The following is a 19,375-nucleotide window of genomic DNA, read 5'->3' as shown; positions in this document are numbered from 1 at the left end:
GAGTCCCCGGCAGTGGAAGTCGGTGGCGCGCTTACTGCACGAAAGCGCCGACAGTGAAGTACGGACCGGTGTCGCGCGTTTCCAAAAAGCCGAACACACCGCCGGTGAACATCAGCTTGCCGGTCGGCGCCGAGCCCGCGGGCGCTTCGCGGCGCGAGATGCGCACCACGCCCGGCACCTGCTGCGAGAAGTCGAGCCGGTACGGAATGGCGAGCGACGCATCCGAGGGCCGGAACGGATCCATCATCGTCGCGGCGGCCCCGACCAGCGCTGTCACGCGATAGTTGAAGTTGCTGTCGACGCCGACGTATTCGCCATTGACGGTGCCTTCGGTCACCGCCACCGCCGGCGCCATCATGCCGATGCCGATCTCGTCATCGGCGCCCAGGGGCCCGTTCGCCAGCGAGTCGTTGGCATAGCCCACGCGGATCATGACCGGCACCAGCTGGCCGCGCAGCTTGCCGACGATCAGGTAAGCCTTGCCCAGCGTCGCGCCCAGCGTGGGCGGCTGGCTCTCGGCCTCGTAGTTGGTCGACAGCAGTGCGCCATTGGCCTGCGGCACGAAGTTGTTGCCCTTGCGCTTGCACGCGTTGGTGGCGTTGTCGCAAACGCTGAACGAGCCGTCCGCCGCGAGCGACATGCGGTAATCCTGTGCCACGGTCTGGAAGTTCTTCGACGGCACTTCGTGGAAGCCCACGCCGTTGTATTGCCCCGCGATCTTCGACAGGTCGGTCTCGGTCTGCGCAAAGCCGATGAACTGGAAATAGGGGAACGTGGTGTCGGGCACCGCGCCCGCACCGAGCACGCCGCCGAACTGGATGCGCGCGCCCGGGATGGTGCCGCCCACCACGCCCTCGCCGACGAACAGCTTGGCCGGCCGCGATGGATCGAGACTCGCGCCGGCCAGCTCGAACGCGCACTGGTTCAGCTTTTCGGTCGGCAGGCCGGTCTCGGCCTTCAGCGTGCCGCGCATCACGTTCTGCCCGTTGGTGGGATCGCTGCGCGTGGGCTGCACCGTGCCGGTCTGGCGCGGCACCGAAGAGTCCACGAACGTGACCTGCCAGGTCATGCGCGTGGTGTCGATCTGCACCTTCACCAGTTCGCCGGAGCCGGTGCCACCGGTGAAGGTGGTCGCATAGTCGAGCGATGCGGGGCACAGCCGCGTGGCGACGGCAGACGGCGTGGCGGGCGCATCATCGCCGCCACCGCCCCCACAGGCGGCCAGCATGGCGGCGGCAGCAGTTGCCGCAAGCGTACGTGCCGGCAAGCGGGGGGCATCGGTGCGGAACAGTCGTTGGAATGGCATGGCTTGTCTCCTTGATGTCTTGTGGTGGCGTGTCAGGGGTTTGCCAGCACGCCGACGCGGAAGGTAGGGCTGCTGCCACCGGTGCCCGCGAGATGGCTGAACACGCGTCCGCTGGCGATCAGTGCGCCGGTGGTGCCGCTGTTGTCGGTGGTGCCGACCATGCCTGCTGCGTTCTGTGTGAAGTCGAGCTGGAAGCCGCCGGTCTGGGCCATCGTCATCGGGTCGAGCAAGTCGGCGCGCGCAGCCTTGATCAGCGAGGCGGTGTAGACAAAATCGCTGCCCGAGCCGATGTAGCCGCCATCGATCTGTCCCTGCGCCAGCCGCGTCGCGGGCGCCAGCATCGCCAGCCCCGATTCATCGTCGACGTTGATCACCAGCGGCAGCAGCGACAGCTCGGCGTAACCGGTGCGGATCAGCAGCGGCACCAGCGCGCCCTTCAGCTTGCCCACCACCATCAGTCCCTTGGCGCGGCTGCTGTTGTTGGCGGTGATGGCCGCGCCCTGGAACGACGGATAGCGGCGGCTGCCGTCGGCATTGCTGCTTTCAAAGGCGCCGTCGGCGCTGCGCAGCTTCCAGTTGTTGCCGGTGCTGACGCAGCTGCCATTGGCGGCAGTGCAACTGCCGTCGGCATTGAGCGTCTCGGTCGTCTGCGCGGCGGCGGGCGTGAAATGGCTTTGCGACGTGATCGAGCCGCCCGATGGCACCTGGTGGTAGCCGAGCACGTTGTAGCTGCCGGCGACCTTGGCGAAGTCGGTCTCGGTCTCGGCAAACGCCAGTACCGGGTAGAACGGGAACGTCGTCGACGGGATCGCGCCCTGCCCCAGCAACAGGCCGCCGTAGGAAATCGTGGCGCCGGGAATGCCGCCGCCCGCCACGCCGTTGCCGAGGAAGATCACCGGCGGGCGCGCGCTGTCGATGCCGGCCTGCGAGACGCCGTCGGACGGTGTCGCGGTCTGCAGCGCGATCGCGCAACGGTTCTGCTCGGCGGTGGGCAGCGTGGTCAGGTTGGCGAAGGTGCCGGTAAAGGTCACGCCGGCGCGCGTCGGGCTGACGCTGCCCGGTTGCTTGGGTACCGGCGATTCGATGATCTCGAGCTGGTACGTACGCGCGGCGGTGTCGAAGCGCAGCTTCACCAGCTCGCCTGCGCCGGAGCCGCCGGTGAAGGTGGTGCCGTAATCCAGCGCCGCCGGACATAGCGATCCCGGCGGACCTCCCACCGTGACCGGGCCCTGTGCCGGACACGTGCCAGTGTCCGCGCATTGCGGCGCCTGCGTGCCGGTGCGCGTCGATTCCTCGCCGCCACCGCCACCGCCGCATGCTGCCAGCGTCGCGGCCAGGCCCACCCCGGTAAGAAACAAAATGCTGCGTCGATGCTTCGACATGGTCATTGCCTGTCTCCTCGTTCTTGTCTCAGTTCAGAAGCGGTACTCCGGATTGGCCGGGTCGAATGCCGAAGCCTCGAAGGTCTTGCGCACCAGCTTGTCGAAGACGATCTTCTCGACCATGTTGCCGTCGGCATCCCACGCGGTTTCCACGCGGATATACGGGTGCTTCAGGTCCAGCATCAGTTGCACCTTCTTCGCGTAGTACTGCGGCGCGCCGGCGGGCAGGTCCCACGTCAGCGCGACCATGCGCACGCCCTGCTCCTGCACGATCTCGGCCTTGCCGTATTTCTCGGACAGGCCCGCCGCGCGCAGCGTCCTGGCATCGCGCTCCAGCATCGACAGCACGAACTGGAAGCCGAGGTTGCGCACGGTATGGTTCGACTGCGAACGCGCGAGCGAGCCGTCGAGCGCGATCCACATCGAGGTAAAACCGAGCACGCCGCCGAGATGGCCGTACATCTCGTCCTTGCGGCGCGTTTCGTCGTAGAGGATTTCCTGGCCTGACTGCGCACCGCCGGGCAGCCACTTCGCATACAGCTGGCGCGGCGCATGGCGGTAGCGGATCTGCATCTTCGCGGGCTGCTCCTGCCACTGCCCGTTAAGCCGCTCCTGGCGCGACATCCAGTACTCGTACTCGGGGTAGCGGTTCATCTCCGCGCGCGCCCACTTCAGCAGCGCATCGGGCTGCAGCGCCTGGAACACCGCGAGCACCTGGTCGTCCGGCAGCCGCGCCAGTTCGCCGCTGGCGACCTGGCGCGAGAACAGCGCGGCTTGCTGTGGCGAAGGCTGGCCTTCATAGGCGCTGGCTGCGGTCGCGCCTTGTGCGTGCGCCACGGGCGCAACTGCAAGCGGCGCGGCCAGCCCGATGACGGTACCGGCGACAGCGGCAAGGAAAAGGGGTCGGATCGGGGGTCGGATCGGCATGCTGCTATCTCCTCAGGGTGAGCGCCGCCAGGCGGCGCGCAGGCCAGCGCAGGACGAACGGGGGCGCCGCCGCGCCCGGGGTCGGAAATCGGGCGCACGGAGTCCGCGGGGGCATGCGCGATGCCTCGCTACGTCGATCGAAGGTTCAGGTTGGCGGCCGGGGCCGCTACGTGAGCGCGGTGGCGCCGGCCCGGCGGTAACCGGGCGCGGCGCGCGCCGCTATGTCCGGCTGCGCATTCGCATCCAGTCATCCAGCGGATTGCTGGGGAAACTCACGGCATGCTCGCGCTCGCGCACTGCCACGGTGGCAGCGGCGGCGCGCCTGGTGCCCGCATTGCGCACGGTGCGTGCGCTCTCGCGGGCCTTGCCGATGGTGGCGGCGGTCACTGCGGCGCTCGTTGTGGTGCTCGTTGCGGCGCTCGTTGTGGAGGTTGCGGCGGCCGGGTCCGGCACCGTTGCCGCCAGCGCGGCGTCATGCGCCTGCGCGCTGGCCGGCTGTACAGCCTGTTGCGATGCCGCGAGATCGAACACCGACTGAAAGGCCGTCTGCGCCTGCGCATCGGGTGGCGCCACGTTCAGCACCGCCTCCACCATTGCCGTCAGGTTGGCCAGCAGCTGGGCGTCGCTCATCGGCCTGCCTTGCGTAAAGGCGGGCAGCAGGTTGCACAGCTCCTCGCCGGCCAGCACGCCCGACAAGGCCTTCAGCGCGAACTGCAGGCGCCGGCCCAGCTCATGCCGCGGCAATGCCGGGATGGCGCGCGCAAAGGCATCGAAGAAGCGTTCGTACACCGGTGCGTAATGCTCCAGCAAATACTGCTGGATAAAGGGCGAGGTGTCCGAATACACGCGCCCGAGCAGCCGCAGGAACGACGGGCCGCCCACTGCCGGGTCGCGCGCCATTTGCAGCGCGGGCACGAACAGCGCGCCCATCACGTGCTCGCAGCGAATGCTCTGGCCGGGCCAGCTCGCTTCGCACGCATCGAGCAGCGCCAGGCGCCGCGCGTTGAGCGGATCGAGCCGCCGGCTCAGCACGGCGTGCATCATGCTGTCTTTACTGCGGAAGTGGTAGTTCACGGCTGCCAGGTTGACGATGGCACGTGAAGTGACTTGCCTGAGCGAGGTGGCTTCGTAGCCGACCTCGATGAACAATTTCTCCGTGGCGTCGAGAATCCGGGCCTTGGTGTCTCCTGCCGAGCTTCTGCCGGTCTTCATGGGGCGTCTCTCTCTGGTGCTGCCGTAAACCCCTTTCAAAAATCTACGCTGTTCCGCTCCCAGCTCTGGCGGCATACGGATGCTTGAAACAGCTGTACGAAGCCTATCCACGGCTTCGAGCGTTTCACAAGCGCTGAATTGGAATTGCCATTCTAAATCCGGCGCTTGTGTGGGCTATCGCACTGCAGCGGCGCCGGTCCGTCATGCCGTGATATGGCGGGCCAGCGCCTCTGCATTCTGTGCCGTCAGCGCGAACACTGACAACTGGGGATTGGCCCCCACGCTGGTGGGGAAGACGGAGCCGTCGAACACCGACAGGTTGGCCAGCTGGTGGTGGCGCCCGTGGCTGTCCACCACGCCGCGGCGCGGGTCGTCGCTCATGCCGCAGCCGCCCATCAGGTGCGCGGTGAACAGCGTGGTGCGGAACGGCTTGAGCGGCAGCTTCGCGATCGCGTCGCGCGCTTCGGGCCAGCTGCGGTAGTCGGTGGCATCCAGGTGGGCCGGCCGCACCTTGACCGCGCCCGCGGCGAACTGCGCCTGCGCCATGCTCAGCCATGCGCGGCGCACGCCGTCCCAGGCGTAGTCGCTCATCTCGTAGTCCAGCAGCGGGCTGCCGTCGGGGGCCAGCCGCACGCGCCCGCCCTCGCTCTGCGGCACGAAGCCGTCGCGCAGCAGCGCCAGCATGGCGTTGGTGTTGGGCAACTGCGCGATATCGCGCCGCAGCGCGTCGCCCATGCCGTTGAGCACCCCGGCGCTGATGCCGGGGAACAGCGGCGGCACCTCCAGCTTGTAGCCCATCGGGCCGGTGGCGCCGTTGGCCCACTGGAAGTGGTCGGAGGCTACCGACTGCGGCGTGCCATAATAAGGATCGATTTTCTCCGGCATGATGGCGATGCTGATATTCACCGGATGGATGAATGTGCGCACGCCCAGGCGCCCATGCGGATCCGGCACGCGCGAGCGCAGCAGCAGTGCCGGCGTGTTGATGGCGCCGCCGGCGACCACCACGTGCCGCGCGCGCACGGTCACGCCCACGCCGGTGGGGGTATTGCCGTCGGCGCCGAGCGCTTCGCCGGTGACCGACCGCACGCGCTGCCCATCGTGTTCGAGCGTGCGCACCCGCACCCGGTGCACCAGCGTCGCGCCGGCGGCCAGCGCCGCCGGGATGGTCGAGACCAGCATCGACTGCTTGGCATTGACCGGGCAGCCGAAGCCGCAGTAGCCCGAGTTCCAGCAGCCCTTCACGTTGCGCGGGATCACGTGCCACTCCCAGCCCAGCTTTTCGCAGCCGCGGCGCAGCACATCGTTGTTGGGGTTGGGCGCCATCGCCCAGGGCGCGATGCCAAGGCGCGCTTCCACCTGCGCGAACCACGGCGCCATATCGGCCTCGCCGTGGCCGCTGACGGCGTGGTGTTCGGCCCAGTGCGCCAGCGTCTGCGGCGGCGTGCGGAAGCTGGACGACCAGTTCACCGTGGTGCTGCCGCCAACGGCGCGGCCCTGCAGGATGGCGATGGCGCCGTCCGCGGTGGTGCGCGCCGCCGCCTCCTGGTACAGCTCGCGGTAGGCGCGGTTCTCGTCCATGTCACGGAAGCTGTCGGAGGTGCGCAGCGCGCCTTCTTCCAGCAGCACCACGCGCAGCCCGGCGCGGCTCAGCGTTTCGGCGCTGATGCCCCCGCCCGCGCCGCTGCCGACGATGACAACGTCCGCGTCAAGCGTGCGGGAGGTGGTGAAGGTGCCGGCATCCAGCACCTTCCAGCCGGCGGCGATGCCGGCGTCGTAGAGATTGTCGATGGCCATGTCGGGTTTCAGGCGTGCAGCGCCTTATAGATCGGCGCATTGGGGCCGGGATAGCCGCTGCCCGCCCAGGCGGCAGGCAGCACGTAGTAGCTCACGCTGACGAGCTTGACCAGCACCACCGCGCCGGCATTGAGCGTGGCCAGCCGGCTGGCGCGCCAGCGTTCCAGGAAGGCCTGGACCTGCCCCGGCGTAGTGGCGTCCCAGGGCTGGCGAATGCCGGCCAGCGCCCAGCGCAGCGGCGTGCTGGCGAGCAGGCCGAACAGCTTGCGCAGTTCGGCCTGTGCGCCGGCGTTCATGGCTGCGCAGGTGATGTCGATATTGCGCAGCGTCTCCTGCACCAGGGTCTCGCGCCGCGGCGGCGGTGCTTCGGCGAGTTCGGCGATGACGGCCGGCAGCAGCGCGCGGAACATGGCCACGTCGTCGGGCCGAAGCCAGACCATGCCGGCCTGCGGCGCCGCGTCCGCCGCGCTGCAGCCAGCCAGCGACGGCACCAGCGCGGTACACGCCAGCGCGGCCGAGAAGCCGAGTCCGACCTTGAGGAAGCCGCGGCGCGACAGCGCGTGCAGCGCCTCGGCGCCGGCAGCTGTGTCGGCATTTGCGTCGGCGTTTGCGCCCCGGTGTGGCGCAGGTTGGGAATGCGGGGGCATGTGGTCTCCTGTGCGTCGGTGTTCTTGTCAGGGCGGGGCGAGCCCGCATTGACGCTACCTGTAGTTTGGATAAAGATCGGGTCCCCGTCTTGATTCCGCATGACAGGTGATTTGATGCCACGCGCCAACCCGTCCGCCGGCGGTGCCACGGTATCCGGCACCGTGTCGCTCGCTTACCTTCGCGCCGTGCTCGACCACGGCGAACGCCAGGGCATTGCCGCCGCCGACCAGCTGCGCGCCGTCGGCGTGGCGGCAGACATCCTCGGCGCCACCGGTGCGCCGATCGCCACGCGCATTCCGGGCGCCGCCTACCTCGCGCTGCTCGACTGGCTCGGCGAGGCCACCGGCGATCCGCATGTCGGGCTGCGCGCCGGAGCCGCGTTCGTGCCGCGCCACTATGCCGAGATGGGTTATGTGGTGCTGACCACGCCCACCGTGCGCGACGCCATCCTGCAGGGCATACGCTACGAGGTGCTGGCCAACGATATCGGCCGCACCCGCCTGGTCGAAGCGCCGGGCACGGCCTGCATGACCTGGACCGCCCAGCACGGCCCGCTGTCGCGCCATGCGCATGAGCTGCACATGGCCACCTGGTCGGTATTCGCGCGCTGGCTGATCGGCGACCGCTATATCGCCACGCAGGTTGAATTTCCGCACGCCGCGCCGGCGGACACCAGCCTGCATGCGGAGGTGTTCGGTTGCCCGGTTGCCTTCAGCACCGGCCGCCATGCCATGCATATCGACCCGGCGCTGCTCGCCCTGCCTTCGCTGCAGGCCGATGCCGGCATGCAGGCGCAGATGACGCGCATCGCCGACTCGCAGCTGCAGCGTTGCGTCCACGCCGGCGCCGACGAACTGGCGCAGGCGCGTGCCTACATCAGCGCCCGCCTGCAGGACGGCGAACTGCCGATTGCCGACGTGGCCGCGCACTTGCACCTGCCGGTGCGCACATTGCAGCGCCGCCTGCAGGCGCAGGGCATCAGTTATTCACAGCTTGTGGATAACGTGCGGCGCGCGCTGGCCGAGCAATACCTGGCCGATCCCGCCGTCAGCCTGGCGCAGTGCGCGATGCGGCTGGGATATTCCGAGCAGAGCGCGTTCACGCACGCGTTCAAACGCTGGACTGGCGAGACGCCGCACGGCTGGCGCCGGCGGGCCGCGCGGGCGTAGCAAAGCCGGTCCAACGCAAAAAATTTCCGCGTTTCAAACACACCGCCGACTGCCGCCGCCGGCGTGGCATCGGCGCGCTAGGCCGTTGTTTCATGTGCGCCATGCGCCGCTGGTTTTGCCCCGGAATTAGAGCCATCCTTCGGTCCACGGCATTGACCGGCTCCGGTGCGCTTCCTACGATGACATTCATCAATGTCACAATAAACACTGTCAAAACAGTGAGGAGCGCCCATGAACGCCACCGCCGAACTGCCGCAGCAGAAGCCCCCGGCCACTGAGCACACCGACATCGCCATCATCGGCAGCGGCTTCGCTGGCCTTGGCATGGCGATCCGCCTGCGCGAGCGCGGCGAGCGCGATTTCCTGGTGTTCGAGAAGGCCGGCGCGGTCGGCGGCACCTGGCGCGACAACCACTATCCCGGCTGCGCCTGCGATGTGCAGTCGCATCTGTATTCGTTTTCGTTCGCGCCCAATCCGGACTGGTCGCGCATGTTCTCGACCCAGCCCGAAATCCGCGCCTACCTGGAAGACTGCAGCGAACGCTTCGGCCTGCGCCCGCACCTGCGGCTGCACCATGAACTGCGCCACGCCGCCTGGGACGAGTCCGCGCAGGGCTGGCGCCTGGAAATGGCCGATGGCAAGGTGGTGCGCGCGCGCGTGCTGATATCGGGCATGGGCGGGCTGAGCCGGCCCGCGTATCCCGATATCCCGGGGCTGTCGTCCTTCGCCGGCGCATGCTTCCACTCGCAGCAGTGGCACCACGGCTATCCGCTCGCCGGCAAGCGCGTTGCCGTGATCGGCACCGGCGCCAGCGCGATCCAGTTCGTGCCGAAGATCGCCCCGCAGGTGGCGCGGCTCGACCTGTACCAGCGCACGCCGCCGTGGATCATGCCCAAGCCAGACCGCGAGGTCAGCGCGCCGGAGCGTTGGCTGTTCCGCCGACTGCCGTTCACGCAGGCGCTGGTGCGCACCGGCATCTACTGGATGCTGGAATCGCGCGTGCTCGGCTTCGTGATGCATCCGGGCGTGATGAAGCTGGTGGAGCGCATCGCGCGCCGGCACCTGGCGCGGCAGGTGCGCGACCCCGCGCTGCGCGCCGCGCTGACGCCGGACTACACCATCGGCTGCAAGCGCGTGCTGATTTCCAACGATTACTACCCGGCGCTGGCGCGCGACAACGTCGACGTCGTGACCACCGGCATCGCGTGCGTGGAGCCGGATGCGGTGGTGCTGCGCGACGGCACGCGGCGGCCGGCGGACGCCATCATCCTCGGCACGGGCTTCCATGCCACCGACCCGCTGCCGCGCGGCGTGATCTCGGGCATCGGCGGCGTCGACCTGGTCGATGCCTGGCGCGACGGCGCGCAGGCCTACCTTGGCACCACGGTCTCAGGCTTCCCCAACCTGTTCCTCGTGGTCGGTCCCAATACCGGGCTGGGCCACAGCTCGATGGTGTTCATGATCGAGTCGCAGGTGGCCTACATCCTCGACGCGCTGCGGCAGATGCGCCGCGAAGGCGTGCAGGCGGTGGATGTGCGCGAGCCCGTGCAGCGCCGCTTCAACGACAGGCTGCAGCGCGAGCTTGGCCATGCGATCTGGTCCGCCGGCGGCTGCGCCAGCTGGTACCTCGACCCGCGCAGCGGCCGCAACACCACGCTGTGGCCGGGCTTCACCTGGCAGTTCCGCCACGCCACCGCGTGCTTCCGCATGACCGACTACGACCTGTACCCGGCGCTGCGGCCGGTTGCCGACGACACCCCGCCGTCCGCCGTGGACATCGCCACGGCCTGAGCCGCTTACCCATCCAGACACACCACACCAGACCGGAAGGAGACCGGACATGAAGGACTTCCGCAACAAGGTCGCCGCGATCACCGGCGCCGGTTCCGGCATCGGCCGCGCGCTGGCCCTGGCGCTGGCGCGCGAAGGCTGCCACCTGGCGCTGTCGGACCGCGACGCGGCGGGGCTGGCGCAGACCGCCGCGCAGGCACTGGCCGCGGCGCCGCAGCTGCGCATCACGCAACACACGGTGGACGTGGCCGACCGCGCCGCCGTCTACGCGTGGGCCGCCGCGGCAGCCCACGCGCACGGCCGCGTCAACCTGATCTTCAATAACGCCGGGGTAGCGCTGTCCAGCACCATCGAGGGCATGAGCTACGACGATCTCGAATGGATCATCGGCATCAATTTCTGGGGCGTGGTGCATGGCACCAAGGCGTTCCTGCCCTGCCTGAAGGCCAGCGGCGACGGACACGTGATCAACACCTCCAGCGTGTTCGGCATTTTTGCGCAGCCCGGCATGAGCGCGTACAACGCCAGCAAATACGCGGTGCGCGGCTTCACCGAATCGCTGCGGCAGGAACTGGACCTGATGGACTGCGGCGTGTCGGCCACCACGGTGCACCCGGGCGGCATCAAGACCAATATCGCGCAGGCCAGCCGTGTCTCGCCCAGCGTCAATGGCTTCCTGGTGCGCGACGCGCAGCACGGCAAGGATGAGTTCGAGAAGTTCTTCATCACGTCGCCCGACAAGGCCGCGCGCGTGATCCTCGACGGCGTGCGGCGCAACCGGCGGCGCGTGCTGATCGGGCCCGATGCCTATGCCGCCGATGCCATGGCCCGCCTGTTGCCCGCCGCCTACCAGGCGCTGGTGGTGCGCGAGACGCGGCGCAAGCGCGACCTCGGCCCAGCGGTGGCGCCCCAGGGAGAGTCATCGTGAGCCGGCTTGCCATTGAACAGGACGCAGCGCTGATGGCGCCGCCGGGCATGCTGACGCGCTGGTTCGGTCAGGGCCGCGTGGGGCTGTTCAGCCTGTCGCGCGCCACGCTGGCGCGGCGCTATGCGCTGCCCGCTTCGCGCTGGGTGCGCGTGCTCGACGCCATGGTCCACTACGCCGACGAAGGTCCGCGCGACGGCGAGACGCTGGTACTGATCCACGGCTTCGGCGCGTCGCTGCATACGTGGGACGGCATCGTGCCGGCGCTGGCGCAGCGCTGGCGCGTGCTGCGGCTGGACCTGGCGCCGTTCGGCCTGACCGGGCCGCTGCGCGACGCGCACGGGCGCATCGCCACCATGGATGTGCACCGCTACCGCGATTTCATCGACGCCTTCCTCGCGGCGGTGGGCGTGCGCCGCGCCAGCATCATCGGCAATTCGCTGGGCGGACTGATCGCGTGGGACCTGGCCGCGCGCCGGCCCGATGCGGTCGACAAGCTGGTGCTGATCGACGCCGCGGGCTTTCCGATGAAGTTGCCGCTCTACATCGACCTGTTCCGCCATGCGCCGGTGCGCTGGTCGGCGCCCTGGATGCTGCCGGAGTTCATCATCCGCGCCGCCACGCGCGACGTCTATGGCGATGCCTCGCGCGTGCCGGAATCGACCTTCCGCCGCTACGTCGACTTCTTCTATGCCGAAGGCAGCCGCGAGGCCGTCGGCAGGATGGTGCCGAAGCTCGACTTTGCGCAGCTAGACACGCACCTGCTCGGCAGCGTACGCGCGCCCACGCTGGTGCTGTGGGGCGAGCGCGACCGCTGGATCCCGCCCGCGCATGCGCAGGCCTTTGCCGAACACATTCCCGGCGCGCAGGTGCGCCCCTATGCGGGCCTTGGCCACGTGCCGATGGAAGAAGACCCGCAGCGCGTCAGCGCCGACCTGTTGCCGTTTCTAAGCCATTTCTAGCCGCCCAGCCAACAAGGAGACCATCATGATGCCAGTCCGCCGCGACGTGCATCCCCACCTGCCGCCTGAACGCATCAGCGACTGGCACGAGCGGGGCCGCCATGTCACCCATTTCATCAACGCGCTGTCGATCTTCTTTCCCGCCGGCGAGCGCTTCTTCATGGACAGCGTGCGCAACTATCGCGACCAGGTGAAGGACCCCGAACTGCGCCGCGCCATCGCGGGCTTTATCGGGCAAGAGGCGATGCACACGCGCGAGCACATCCTCTACAACCGGCTGATGGAAAACGCCGGATTGCCTGCCGCGGGGCTGGACCGCGCGGTGTGGCGGCTGCTGGACCTGCTGCGCAAGATCCTGCCCAAGTCCTGGCAGTTGGCTCACACCATCGCGCTGGAGCACTACACCGCGATGCTCGCCGGCGGGCTGCTGCAGGACGGGCGCCACATGGGCGACGCTTCGGAGACCGGCTACAGGCAGGTGTGGACCTGGCATGCGCTGGAAGAGACCGAGCACAAGGCCGTGGCCTATGACGTGTGGAACACCGTGATGAAGCCCGGCCCGTATCGCTACGTCGTGCGCACCTTCACCATGCTGACTACCACCGTGACGTTCTGGGCGATGGTGTTCGTGTTCCATATCGCGCTGGTGATGGGAGACAAGAGCTGCCGCAACAAGCTGAGCGGCTTCGGCAGCGTAATGCGCTTTCTCTGGCGATCGCCGGGCGTGATGCCGAAGATGATCCCGGAGTGGCTGCGCTACTTCCGGCCGGGCTTCCATCCGTGGGACGACGACAACCGCGCCGAACTGAACCGCATCGCGCCGCTGATCGCCGAGATCGAAGACAACGCGCGCCGCGCCGGCGTGTCCACGCACGCGCCTTCGCTGCGGGGGGCGGCATGACGGTCTGGCAATGCCGCATCTGTGGATGGGTCTATGAGGAAGAACTTGGCATGCCCGACCACGGCGTCGCGCCGGGCACACCGTGGAGCGCGGTCCCGGCGGACTGGAGCTGCCCGGACTGCGGCATGGCGAAAGCGGATTTCGACATGGTCGCGGTATAGGAAAGCCGCGGTCGTGTGAACGGGCTGACGGCACCAAGCAAGCCAACAGCGTAACTCCCCTCTCCCGCTCGCGGGAGAGGGGCAGGGGGAGAGGGCCAGCGCACCCACGAAGTGGAATCGCCACCAAGACACGCCCGCCCTCACTCCTCTCCCACGTCACCCGAGGGCGCAGCAAACCAGCTCAAGTCACGACTGGCCGCCGCTTCCACCCTCTCCATCATGCAAATGCTCGATAATCGCCGCCACCCGATCCCCCAGATATTTGTTGGCCGAGATCTCCAGCGCCCGCATCATCTCGGTCTCCGCCATCACCAGCGCCAGCGGCCGGATGCGCCACAGGATATCGACCAGCCGCGGCACGTCCTGCGGCGGCGGCAGCTTGCCCTCGCCGAAGCGGTCCAGCTCGCGCACCACCGTTGCCACGATCTGGTCCGAGACCGCCTGGAAATGCCCGCGTCCCTGCGCGATGATCTCCAGCACGTCTTCCAGCGCGAAACCCGCCTCGGCAATCTCTGCCCCGGCAGCGAGCGCGCGCGGGCTGCGCGCCAGGTAGCCCATACCATCCGGCTCCAGCAGTCCCAGCGCAATGGCCTTGGCCAGCGCCGGCCGTGAGATCGCGCGACCGAACATCCGCGCTAGCGCAAGGTAGGAGTAGTGCCGCGGCGTCTCGTTGGTCCACGGGCTGCTGATCGCCGTCTCCAGCCCCAGGATCGAGCGCAGGTCGTGCCCTTCGACGATGGCCTTGAGCAGCTCGGTGATGTTGGCCAGCGTGTAGCCGCGCGCCAGCAGGTGGTGGATCAGCTTGAGCCGGCCCAGGTGTACCTGCGTGTAGATGCCCACGCGCCCGCGCCGTTGCGGCGGATCGATCAGGCCGCGGTCCTGGTAGGAGCGCACGTTGCGCACCGTGGTGCCGGCCGCGCGCGCCAGCTCGTCGATGGTGAACTCGGGCCCCGTCTGCGGCGGGTCGCCGGACGCGGTGGCCTGGCTGGTTGCGGACGGTGGTTGGCGGCGCCGGGTCAGTGTCATGGCAAAAATTCTAACCGACGCGGGCGGCATGCAAGATGGCGGCCGGTTTTGCCCGTGCTTTCCCCTTGTTTTGCCCTGGTTTTGCCGATAATGAGGGCAGACCAACCCCACCGCCCGCCTTCCATGCATATCCGCTGGCTCGAAGACTTTGTCTGCCTGGCGCAGGCCGGCAGCCTGGCGCGCGCCGCCGAGCTGCGCAACGTGACCCCGCCCGCGTTCGGCCGGCGCATGCAGGCCGTGGAAGTGTGGGCTGGCGCCCCGCTGATCGACCGCAGCGTGTTCCCGGTGCGCCTCACCGCCGAGGGCCGCCAGTTCCTGGAAGCCGCGCAGAGCGCGCTGCGCACGCTGGATGAAACGCGGCTGGCACTGCGCGCGGCGCATCGGGCCGACGCCAGCACCGTGACCATTGCCACCGGCAAGACGCTGGCGCGCTCGATGGTGCCGGCCTGGCTGTCCGGCCTGCGCGAAGCGCTGCGCGGCGACACCGCCGCGGCAGGCTTTCGCACGCGGCTGTCGACCTTCCCCATGCACGACGCGCTGGCGATGTTCGCCGAGGGCGATGCCGATTTTCTGCTGTGCTACAGCCCGCCCGACGTGCCGGTCATGCTGGACGACGCGCGCTACCAGTTCCACCTGGCGGGCGTGGAGCGGCTGGTCTGCGTCAGCGCCGCCGACGCGCACGGCGCGCCGCTGCACCGGCTGCGCACCGGCAAGGCGACGAAGGAACAGCCGGTGCCGATGATTGCGTATGCCGAGACCCTGACGCTGGGGCGCATGGTCAACCAGGAGATCGCGCGCCGCAAGCTGGCGCCGCGGCTGGACGTGATCGCGGTCAGCGACTTTGCCGAGTCGGTGCACGAAATGGTGCGCCAGCGCATGGGCCTGGCATGGCTGCCCGCGCGGCTGATTGCCGACGACCTGCACGCGGGACGGCTGGTGCGGGCGATCGGCGCCACCGCCGCCGGGGCCGGCGAAGGCGGCGATCTCGCCCTCGATATCCGCCTGTACCGCCCGCGCGCGCCGATGCGGCCGCTGGCCGAGGCGTTCTGGCGCGCGGCGGTGGCGGCGCCGCGCTAGTTGCGACCTTCGACTGTGTGGCCGACTGTGCGACCGACCTTGCGACCGGTTGCCAAATCGGCAACCCCGCTTGCCAAAGCCGCACGCCGGGCGGGCCGCGCGCTCTCTAATATCCGGTCACAACATCGATTCCGGGACCCCAGAGCCAAGACCATGAAGACCATCCTGCGCGCGGCCGCTGCCGCACTCTGCCTTGCCACCGCCGCCGGTGGCGCCTTTGCCAGCACCTGGCCCGCCAAGCCGATCACGCTGGTGGTGGGCTATACCGCCGGCGGCAGCGTCGATCTCGTCGCCCGCACCATCGCGCCGGAGCTGGGCAAGCGCCTCGGCCAGAGCGTGGTCATCGAGAACCTGGGCGGCGCCGGCGGCACCATCGGCGCGTCCAAGGTGGTCAAGGCCGAGGCCGACGGCTACACGCTGCTGATGGGCTCGGGCAGCGAGGTCTCGATCGCGCGCCTGACCAATCCCGCGGTGCGCTACGACGGCGAGAAGGACCTGGCGCCGGTGACCTTCGTCGGCACCCAGCCGATGGTGCTGGTCGGCAAGCCGGGCTTGCCGGCGAAGAACGCCGCCGAGCTGATCGCGCTGGCCAAGGCCCAGCCGGGCAAGCTGGCGTATGCGTCGTCGGGCGTGGGCACGCCGCTGAACCTGGCTGGCGAGCTGATCAAGCAGCAGGGCAACGTCAATATCACGCACGTGCCATACAAGGGCGCATCGGCCATGGCCACTGACCTGCTCGGCGGCCAGATCGACCTGGCGGTGATGGTGCTGTCGTCGGCGCTGCCGCATATCCAGGCGGGCCGCGTGCAGGCCTACGGCGTGACCGGCGCCAAGCGCGCCGCGGTGGCGCCGAACGTGCCGGCACTGGCTGAGACGCCGGCGCTCAAGGGCGTCGACATGGGCGTCTGGTTTGGCCTGATGGGGCCGGCCAACCTGCCCAAGCCGGTGGTCGACCGGCTGAACACCGAGATGCAGGCCGTGCTGGCGATGCCGGACGTGAAGAAGAAGCTGGCCGAGGCGGGCGTGGAAGTGACGCCGGGCAATCCTTCCCAGTTCGGCAGCTTTATCAAGCGCGAGACGGGGCGTTACCGGACGATTGTGCAGGCGGCCGGGATTCGTGAGTGAGTGATGGGCTTTCGGTGCTGCGAGCGCCGGCCCTCTCCCCCGACCCCTCTCCCGCATGCGGGAGAGGGGAGACCACAGTCAGCATGAGCCAGGCTTGACGCCGCCTCTCCACCCGCCGGTTTGCTCCCCTCTCCCGCTTGCGGGAGAGGGGAGACCACAGCGAGCATGAGCCAGGCCTGACTCCATCTCTCAACCCGCCGGTTTGCTCCCCTCTCCCGCTTGCGGGAGAGGGGAGACCACAGCGAGCATGAGCCAGGCCTGACTCCATCTCTCAACCCACCGGTTTGCTCCCCTCTCCCGCTTGCGGGAGAGGGGCCGGGGGAGAGGGCCAGCGCGTGCCAGTACCAACGCCACACCAATTCCATACGACCCGCCAGCCACAGAGCCACCGGGCACCCTGAAAGCACCGATCCCCATGACCCACCCCAGCCACCTCGACGCCTACCCCGTCGACGTCACCTTCCCCGATATCCGCCCCTACGCCCCCGGCAACACCGGCATCCCCTACCTGTACACGTTCGACAGCGGACAGCCCGGCCCGCACGTGATGGTCAACTCCCTGACCCACGGCAACGAGGTCTGCGGCGCCATCGCCGTCAAGGCGCTGCTCGACCACAACCTGCGCCCGCGCCGCGGCCGCCTGACGCTGGCCTTCGCCAACGTCGACGCCTACCACAGCTTCGACCCGGCCAGGCCCGACGCCTCGCGCTTCGTCGACCAGGATTTCAACCGCGTATGGACCGCCGCCACGCTGGACGACACCAGCCGCGATTCCTCCGAGCTGCGCCGCGCGCGCGCCATGCGCCCGGTGATCGACACCGTCGACCTGCTGCTCGACCTGCATTCGATGCATGAGAAAAGCCGCCCGCTGATCGTCTCCGGCCCGCTCGACAAGGGCATCGCCCTGTCGCGCGCGCTGGGCGCGCCGGCCGACGTGATCGTCGACGAAGGCCACCCGGAGGGCCGCCGCATGCGCGACTACGACGGCTTCGGCGATCCCGCCAGCCCGGCCAATGCCCTGCTGATCGAATGCGGCCAGCACTGGGAGCCGGCAGCCGTAACGGTGGCGCAGGACAGCACCGCCCGCTTCCTGCTGCACGCCGGCGTGGTCGACGCCGCCGACCTCCCCGCCGGCTGGCTGCAGCCGCTGCCCGCCACGCAGCGGGTGGTACGCGTGACGGAGCCGGTGGTCGCCGCCAGCATGGATTTCCGCTTCGCCGGTCCCTATACCGGCCTGGAGACCTTTGCCGAGGCCGGCTCGGTGATCGCCTGGCGAGATGGCGAACCGGTGGTGACGCCCTATCCCGACTGCGTGCTGGTGATGCCTTCGCTGCGCCAGCTCCGCCCCGGCGTGACCGTGGTGCGGCTGGGCCGGCTCGAGCGCTGAGCCGCGGTTGCCGAGGGCCGTAGAAAGATCGGGTCTTGCCAGATCAGGCTCCCGCGGTCGGTGCCTGCGGCGTGCCGCCCGACGGCGCCGGCGGTGGCAGCATGCCGGGGAACAGCTGTTCGACCAGTTCGTCCAGCTTGGACGCCGGCTGCACCAGGTTGCTCAGGTTGAGCCCGCCCGCGCTGCGGTTGGCGTTGTAGATCGCCTTGCCGACGCGGTCGCCCTGGCGGAAGACGGTGATGTCCACGCTGTCCAGGTACGAGGTCCAGAACCAGGCACTGCGCGCGGTGTAATACGCCACCATCGGGCAGGCGAGCGCCGACGCCGCTTCGGCCTGCAGCATCTTCACCTCGAAATTGCGCTGCTCCAGCGACGCACGGAAGGCGTCGACATAGTTGTTGCCGCTCACCGGGTTCACCACCACGCACAGCAGCATGCCGTTGGCACCGTAGGTGCCGCGCGGGCCGCCGCCGGCCGGCACCTGGAACGCAGTATTGGGATCGGAGCGGTCGAGCCGGTCGACCGGGGTCACGGCCTGGTAGGTCGAGCAGCCGCACAGCAGCAGGCCGACGCTGGCGGCCAGCAGTGCATTGTTCATGGGAATCCTGGATGGCTTGGGGCATCGCCGCCGGCGCGCAATGCGGGCAGCGTGCCTTCACACTGTAGGCGCTGCCGGCGCCGGCCAATTCCCGGAACAGAGACGCAAAATCCGCGCTGCTGTGCCGGCGTGGCGCGTCAGCCGCCCGCCCCGCCCTGCGCGAGCCGGCCCACCAGGATCAGGCAAAACGCCGCCAGGCACAGGCCCACCACGGCGACCTGCAGCCGCGTCACGGGCCTGCCGCCGAGCAGGGTCTCGCTGAGCCAGCGCGGCGAAGCCAGGCCCGCGGCGGTGGCCGCCAGGATGATGAGCGCAAGCACGGACAGCACGGATTGCATCGCAGGTTCTCCGGTTCAGGCTTGCGCTCAGTTGGCGCCGCCGCGCAGCAGGCAGTCGCGCAGCAGCGGCATGCCATCGGCCAGGCCCGCGCCATTGCATTCCACCGCCACCTTCTGGCCGCGCCGCACCATGGTCGCGCGGGCCTCCACTTCGCAGACCCGGCCCGCCGGGCCGCAGATCTGCCGCTGCAGCAGCAAGGCGCGCACATTGGCGGCCGGATCGTTGGTACGGATATCGACAAAGACCTGCTCGCCCTCGCGGCGCACGCCGCTGGCGACGCCTTCGACGATCACGTAGCGGTCCAGGTAGCGCGCATCCGCGGCCTTGGGATCGTTGCGGTAGTCGTCCAGCACGGCGCTGGCCTGGTATTGCGGCAGGCGGTCGGCGGGCCGCTGCGGGTCGATGCTGACCGGGTCCAGCGTGCCGTCGCGCGGCACGCCGCGCACGTCGCTGGCCGGCACCGCGCTGGCGGCGGCCTGCTCGCCCGAACCGGCGGGCGCCATGGCGGCATCGTCATGCCGGTCATTGCCGGCAAACCACAACATGCCAAGGACAGCCACGGTGACGATGGCAATGAGGATCTGCTGGGTACGGTTCAACATCTGGAGGCTCTGCCTGAAGGGCATGCAAACGGCGAAAGCG

Annotated in this window: 19 protein-coding genes; 9 read left to right on the top strand and 10 right to left on the bottom strand. The window is 69.1% G+C overall.

The features are described 5' to 3' along the window. Positions 1-31: 31 nt before the first annotated feature. The 6 genes from ACIP1U_RS10465 to ACIP1U_RS10440 form a co-directional block, all read right to left on the bottom strand. Positions 32-1,306 carry a DUF2957 domain-containing protein gene (locus ACIP1U_RS10465; protein ID WP_400314498.1) on the bottom strand — a complete coding sequence of 425 codons (1,275 nt, stop codon included), beginning with the start codon at positions 1,304-1,306 and terminating at the stop codon, positions 32-34. Positions 1,307-1,338: 32 nt separating this feature from the next. After that, a complete protein-coding gene (locus ACIP1U_RS10460; protein WP_400314497.1) occupies positions 1,339-2,694 on the bottom strand; it encodes a DUF2957 domain-containing protein in 1,356 nt (451 codons plus the stop codon). Between the two features lie 27 nt (positions 2,695-2,721). Next, positions 2,722-3,615 (bottom strand): DUF1571 domain-containing protein, encoded by an 894-nt coding sequence (locus tag ACIP1U_RS10455; RefSeq protein WP_400314496.1) that lies wholly within the window; start codon positions 3,613-3,615, stop codon positions 2,722-2,724. Between the two features lie 219 nt (positions 3,616-3,834). Next, positions 3,835-4,827, bottom strand: coding sequence for a TetR/AcrR family transcriptional regulator (locus ACIP1U_RS10450; protein ID WP_400314495.1), 993 nt, complete (start codon positions 4,825-4,827; stop codon positions 3,835-3,837). A 201-nt stretch (positions 4,828-5,028) separates the two neighbouring features. Continuing rightward, positions 5,029-6,624 (bottom strand): GMC family oxidoreductase N-terminal domain-containing protein, encoded by a 1,596-nt coding sequence (locus tag ACIP1U_RS10445; protein ID WP_400314494.1) that lies wholly within the window; start codon positions 6,622-6,624, stop codon positions 5,029-5,031. An 8-nt stretch (positions 6,625-6,632) separates the two neighbouring features. After that, the gene (locus ACIP1U_RS10440) at positions 6,633-7,271 is read right to left on the bottom strand and encodes a hypothetical protein (protein WP_400314493.1); all 639 of its coding nucleotides are present in this window, start codon (positions 7,269-7,271) and stop codon (positions 6,633-6,635) included. A gap of 114 nt (positions 7,272-7,385) precedes the next feature. Here ACIP1U_RS10440 and ACIP1U_RS10435 point away from each other — a divergent pair, with 114 nt between their 5' ends. The 6 genes from ACIP1U_RS10435 to ACIP1U_RS10410 all read left to right on the top strand — a co-directional run bounded on the left by ACIP1U_RS10435 (position 7,386) and on the right by ACIP1U_RS10410 (position 13,181). Continuing rightward, positions 7,386-8,441: an AraC family transcriptional regulator gene (locus ACIP1U_RS10435; RefSeq protein WP_400314491.1), complete on the top strand. Its 1,056-nt coding sequence runs from the start codon at positions 7,386-7,388 to the stop codon at positions 8,439-8,441. Between the two features lie 231 nt (positions 8,442-8,672). Beyond that, positions 8,673-10,232, top strand: a complete 1,560-nt coding sequence (locus ACIP1U_RS10430; RefSeq protein ID WP_400314490.1) for a flavin-containing monooxygenase — start codon at positions 8,673-8,675, stop codon at positions 10,230-10,232. Between the two features lie 49 nt (positions 10,233-10,281). Then, complete coding sequence (locus ACIP1U_RS10425; RefSeq protein WP_400314488.1) at positions 10,282-11,160, top strand: SDR family NAD(P)-dependent oxidoreductase; 879 nt, start codon at positions 10,282-10,284, stop codon at positions 11,158-11,160. Continuing rightward, positions 11,157-12,119 (top strand): alpha/beta fold hydrolase, encoded by a 963-nt coding sequence (locus ACIP1U_RS10420; protein WP_400314486.1) that lies wholly within the window; start codon positions 11,157-11,159, stop codon positions 12,117-12,119. Before ACIP1U_RS10425 ends, ACIP1U_RS10420 begins: the two co-directional genes overlap by 4 nt. A 25-nt stretch (positions 12,120-12,144) precedes the next feature. Then, positions 12,145-13,020, top strand: coding sequence for a metal-dependent hydrolase (locus ACIP1U_RS10415; RefSeq protein WP_400314484.1), 876 nt, complete (start codon positions 12,145-12,147; stop codon positions 13,018-13,020). Continuing rightward, entirely contained in the window at positions 13,017-13,181 is a 165-nt protein-coding gene (locus ACIP1U_RS10410; protein ID WP_400314483.1) for a rubredoxin, read from the top strand. The genes ACIP1U_RS10415 and ACIP1U_RS10410 overlap by 4 nt, the downstream gene beginning before the upstream one ends. 186 nt (positions 13,182-13,367) lie before the next feature. Here ACIP1U_RS10410 and ACIP1U_RS10405 read toward each other — a convergent pair whose 3' ends face one another. Further along, on the bottom strand, positions 13,368-14,207 hold the full coding sequence (locus ACIP1U_RS10405) for a MerR family transcriptional regulator (protein ID WP_400314482.1): 840 nt from the start codon (positions 14,205-14,207) through the stop codon (positions 13,368-13,370). A 123-nt stretch (positions 14,208-14,330) separates the two neighbouring features. On the opposite strand from ACIP1U_RS10405, the gene ACIP1U_RS10400 reads away from it, so the two are divergent. The 3 genes from ACIP1U_RS10400 to ACIP1U_RS10390 all read left to right on the top strand — a co-directional run bounded on the left by ACIP1U_RS10400 (position 14,331) and on the right by ACIP1U_RS10390 (position 17,796). Further along, positions 14,331-15,284, top strand: coding sequence for a LysR family transcriptional regulator (locus tag ACIP1U_RS10400; RefSeq protein ID WP_400314480.1), 954 nt, complete (start codon positions 14,331-14,333; stop codon positions 15,282-15,284). A gap of 153 nt (positions 15,285-15,437) precedes the next feature. Continuing rightward, complete coding sequence (locus tag ACIP1U_RS10395) at positions 15,438-16,409, top strand: Bug family tripartite tricarboxylate transporter substrate binding protein (protein ID WP_400314479.1); 972 nt, start codon at positions 15,438-15,440, stop codon at positions 16,407-16,409. Positions 16,410-16,824: 415 nt separating this feature from the next. Further along, positions 16,825-17,796 (top strand): M14 family metallopeptidase, encoded by a 972-nt coding sequence (locus ACIP1U_RS10390; protein ID WP_400314478.1) that lies wholly within the window; start codon positions 16,825-16,827, stop codon positions 17,794-17,796. Between the two features lie 43 nt (positions 17,797-17,839). Here the strand turns inward: ACIP1U_RS10390 and ACIP1U_RS10385 are convergent, their stop codons facing one another. The 3 genes from ACIP1U_RS10385 to ACIP1U_RS10375 all read right to left on the bottom strand — a co-directional run bounded on the left by ACIP1U_RS10385 (position 17,840) and on the right by ACIP1U_RS10375 (position 19,335). After that, on the bottom strand, positions 17,840-18,394 hold the full coding sequence (locus ACIP1U_RS10385) for an Sbal_3080 family lipoprotein (RefSeq protein ID WP_400314476.1): 555 nt from the start codon (positions 18,392-18,394) through the stop codon (positions 17,840-17,842). A gap of 137 nt (positions 18,395-18,531) precedes the next feature. Then, positions 18,532-18,732, bottom strand: a complete 201-nt coding sequence (locus ACIP1U_RS10380) for a hypothetical protein (protein ID WP_029046432.1) — start codon at positions 18,730-18,732, stop codon at positions 18,532-18,534. Positions 18,733-18,759: 27 nt separating this feature from the next. Further along, positions 18,760-19,335, bottom strand: coding sequence for an OB-fold putative lipoprotein (locus ACIP1U_RS10375; RefSeq protein WP_400314473.1), 576 nt, complete (start codon positions 19,333-19,335; stop codon positions 18,760-18,762). Positions 19,336-19,375: the final 40 nt, after the last annotated feature.

Origin of the sequence: Cupriavidus sp. NPDC089707, from assembly GCF_044748965.1 — a bacterium.
In the GTDB taxonomy this organism is placed as follows: Bacteria; Pseudomonadota; Gammaproteobacteria; order Burkholderiales; family Burkholderiaceae; genus Cupriavidus.
The sequence above is the reverse complement of the archived record's forward strand: the minus strand, read 5'-3'. Positions and strand labels throughout refer to the sequence as shown.

Bases quoted from the DNA above. Each gene is read 5' to 3' on its own strand.
- ACIP1U_RS10465 (WP_400314498.1), bottom strand. From the start codon at position 1,306: ATGCCATTCCAACGACTGTTCCGCACCGATGCCCCCCGCTTGCCGGCA.
- ACIP1U_RS10460 (WP_400314497.1), bottom strand. From the start codon at position 2,694: ATGACCATGTCGAAGCATCGACGCAGCATTTTGTTTCTTACCGGGGTG.
- ACIP1U_RS10455 (WP_400314496.1), bottom strand. From the start codon at position 3,615: ATGCCGATCCGACCCCCGATCCGACCCCTTTTCCTTGCCGCTGTCGCC.
- ACIP1U_RS10450 (WP_400314495.1), bottom strand. From the start codon at position 4,827: ATGAAGACCGGCAGAAGCTCGGCAGGAGACACCAAGGCCCGGATTCTC.
- ACIP1U_RS10445 (WP_400314494.1), bottom strand. From the start codon at position 6,624: ATGGCCATCGACAATCTCTACGACGCCGGCATCGCCGCCGGCTGGAAG.
- ACIP1U_RS10440 (WP_400314493.1), bottom strand. From the start codon at position 7,271: ATGCCCCCGCATTCCCAACCTGCGCCACACCGGGGCGCAAACGCCGAC.
- ACIP1U_RS10435 (WP_400314491.1), top strand. From the start codon at position 7,386: ATGCCACGCGCCAACCCGTCCGCCGGCGGTGCCACGGTATCCGGCACC.
- ACIP1U_RS10430 (WP_400314490.1), top strand. From the start codon at position 8,673: ATGAACGCCACCGCCGAACTGCCGCAGCAGAAGCCCCCGGCCACTGAG.
- ACIP1U_RS10425 (WP_400314488.1), top strand. From the start codon at position 10,282: ATGAAGGACTTCCGCAACAAGGTCGCCGCGATCACCGGCGCCGGTTCC.
- ACIP1U_RS10415 (WP_400314484.1), top strand. From the start codon at position 12,145: ATGATGCCAGTCCGCCGCGACGTGCATCCCCACCTGCCGCCTGAACGC.
- ACIP1U_RS10410 (WP_400314483.1), top strand. From the start codon at position 13,017: ATGACGGTCTGGCAATGCCGCATCTGTGGATGGGTCTATGAGGAAGAA.
- ACIP1U_RS10405 (WP_400314482.1), bottom strand. From the start codon at position 14,207: ATGACACTGACCCGGCGCCGCCAACCACCGTCCGCAACCAGCCAGGCC.
- ACIP1U_RS10400 (WP_400314480.1), top strand. From the start codon at position 14,331: ATGCATATCCGCTGGCTCGAAGACTTTGTCTGCCTGGCGCAGGCCGGC.
- ACIP1U_RS10395 (WP_400314479.1), top strand. From the start codon at position 15,438: ATGAAGACCATCCTGCGCGCGGCCGCTGCCGCACTCTGCCTTGCCACC.
- ACIP1U_RS10390 (WP_400314478.1), top strand. From the start codon at position 16,825: ATGACCCACCCCAGCCACCTCGACGCCTACCCCGTCGACGTCACCTTC.
- ACIP1U_RS10385 (WP_400314476.1), bottom strand. From the start codon at position 18,394: ATGAACAATGCACTGCTGGCCGCCAGCGTCGGCCTGCTGCTGTGCGGC.
- ACIP1U_RS10380 (WP_029046432.1), bottom strand. From the start codon at position 18,732: ATGCAATCCGTGCTGTCCGTGCTTGCGCTCATCATCCTGGCGGCCACC.
- ACIP1U_RS10375 (WP_400314473.1), bottom strand. From the start codon at position 19,335: ATGTTGAACCGTACCCAGCAGATCCTCATTGCCATCGTCACCGTGGCT.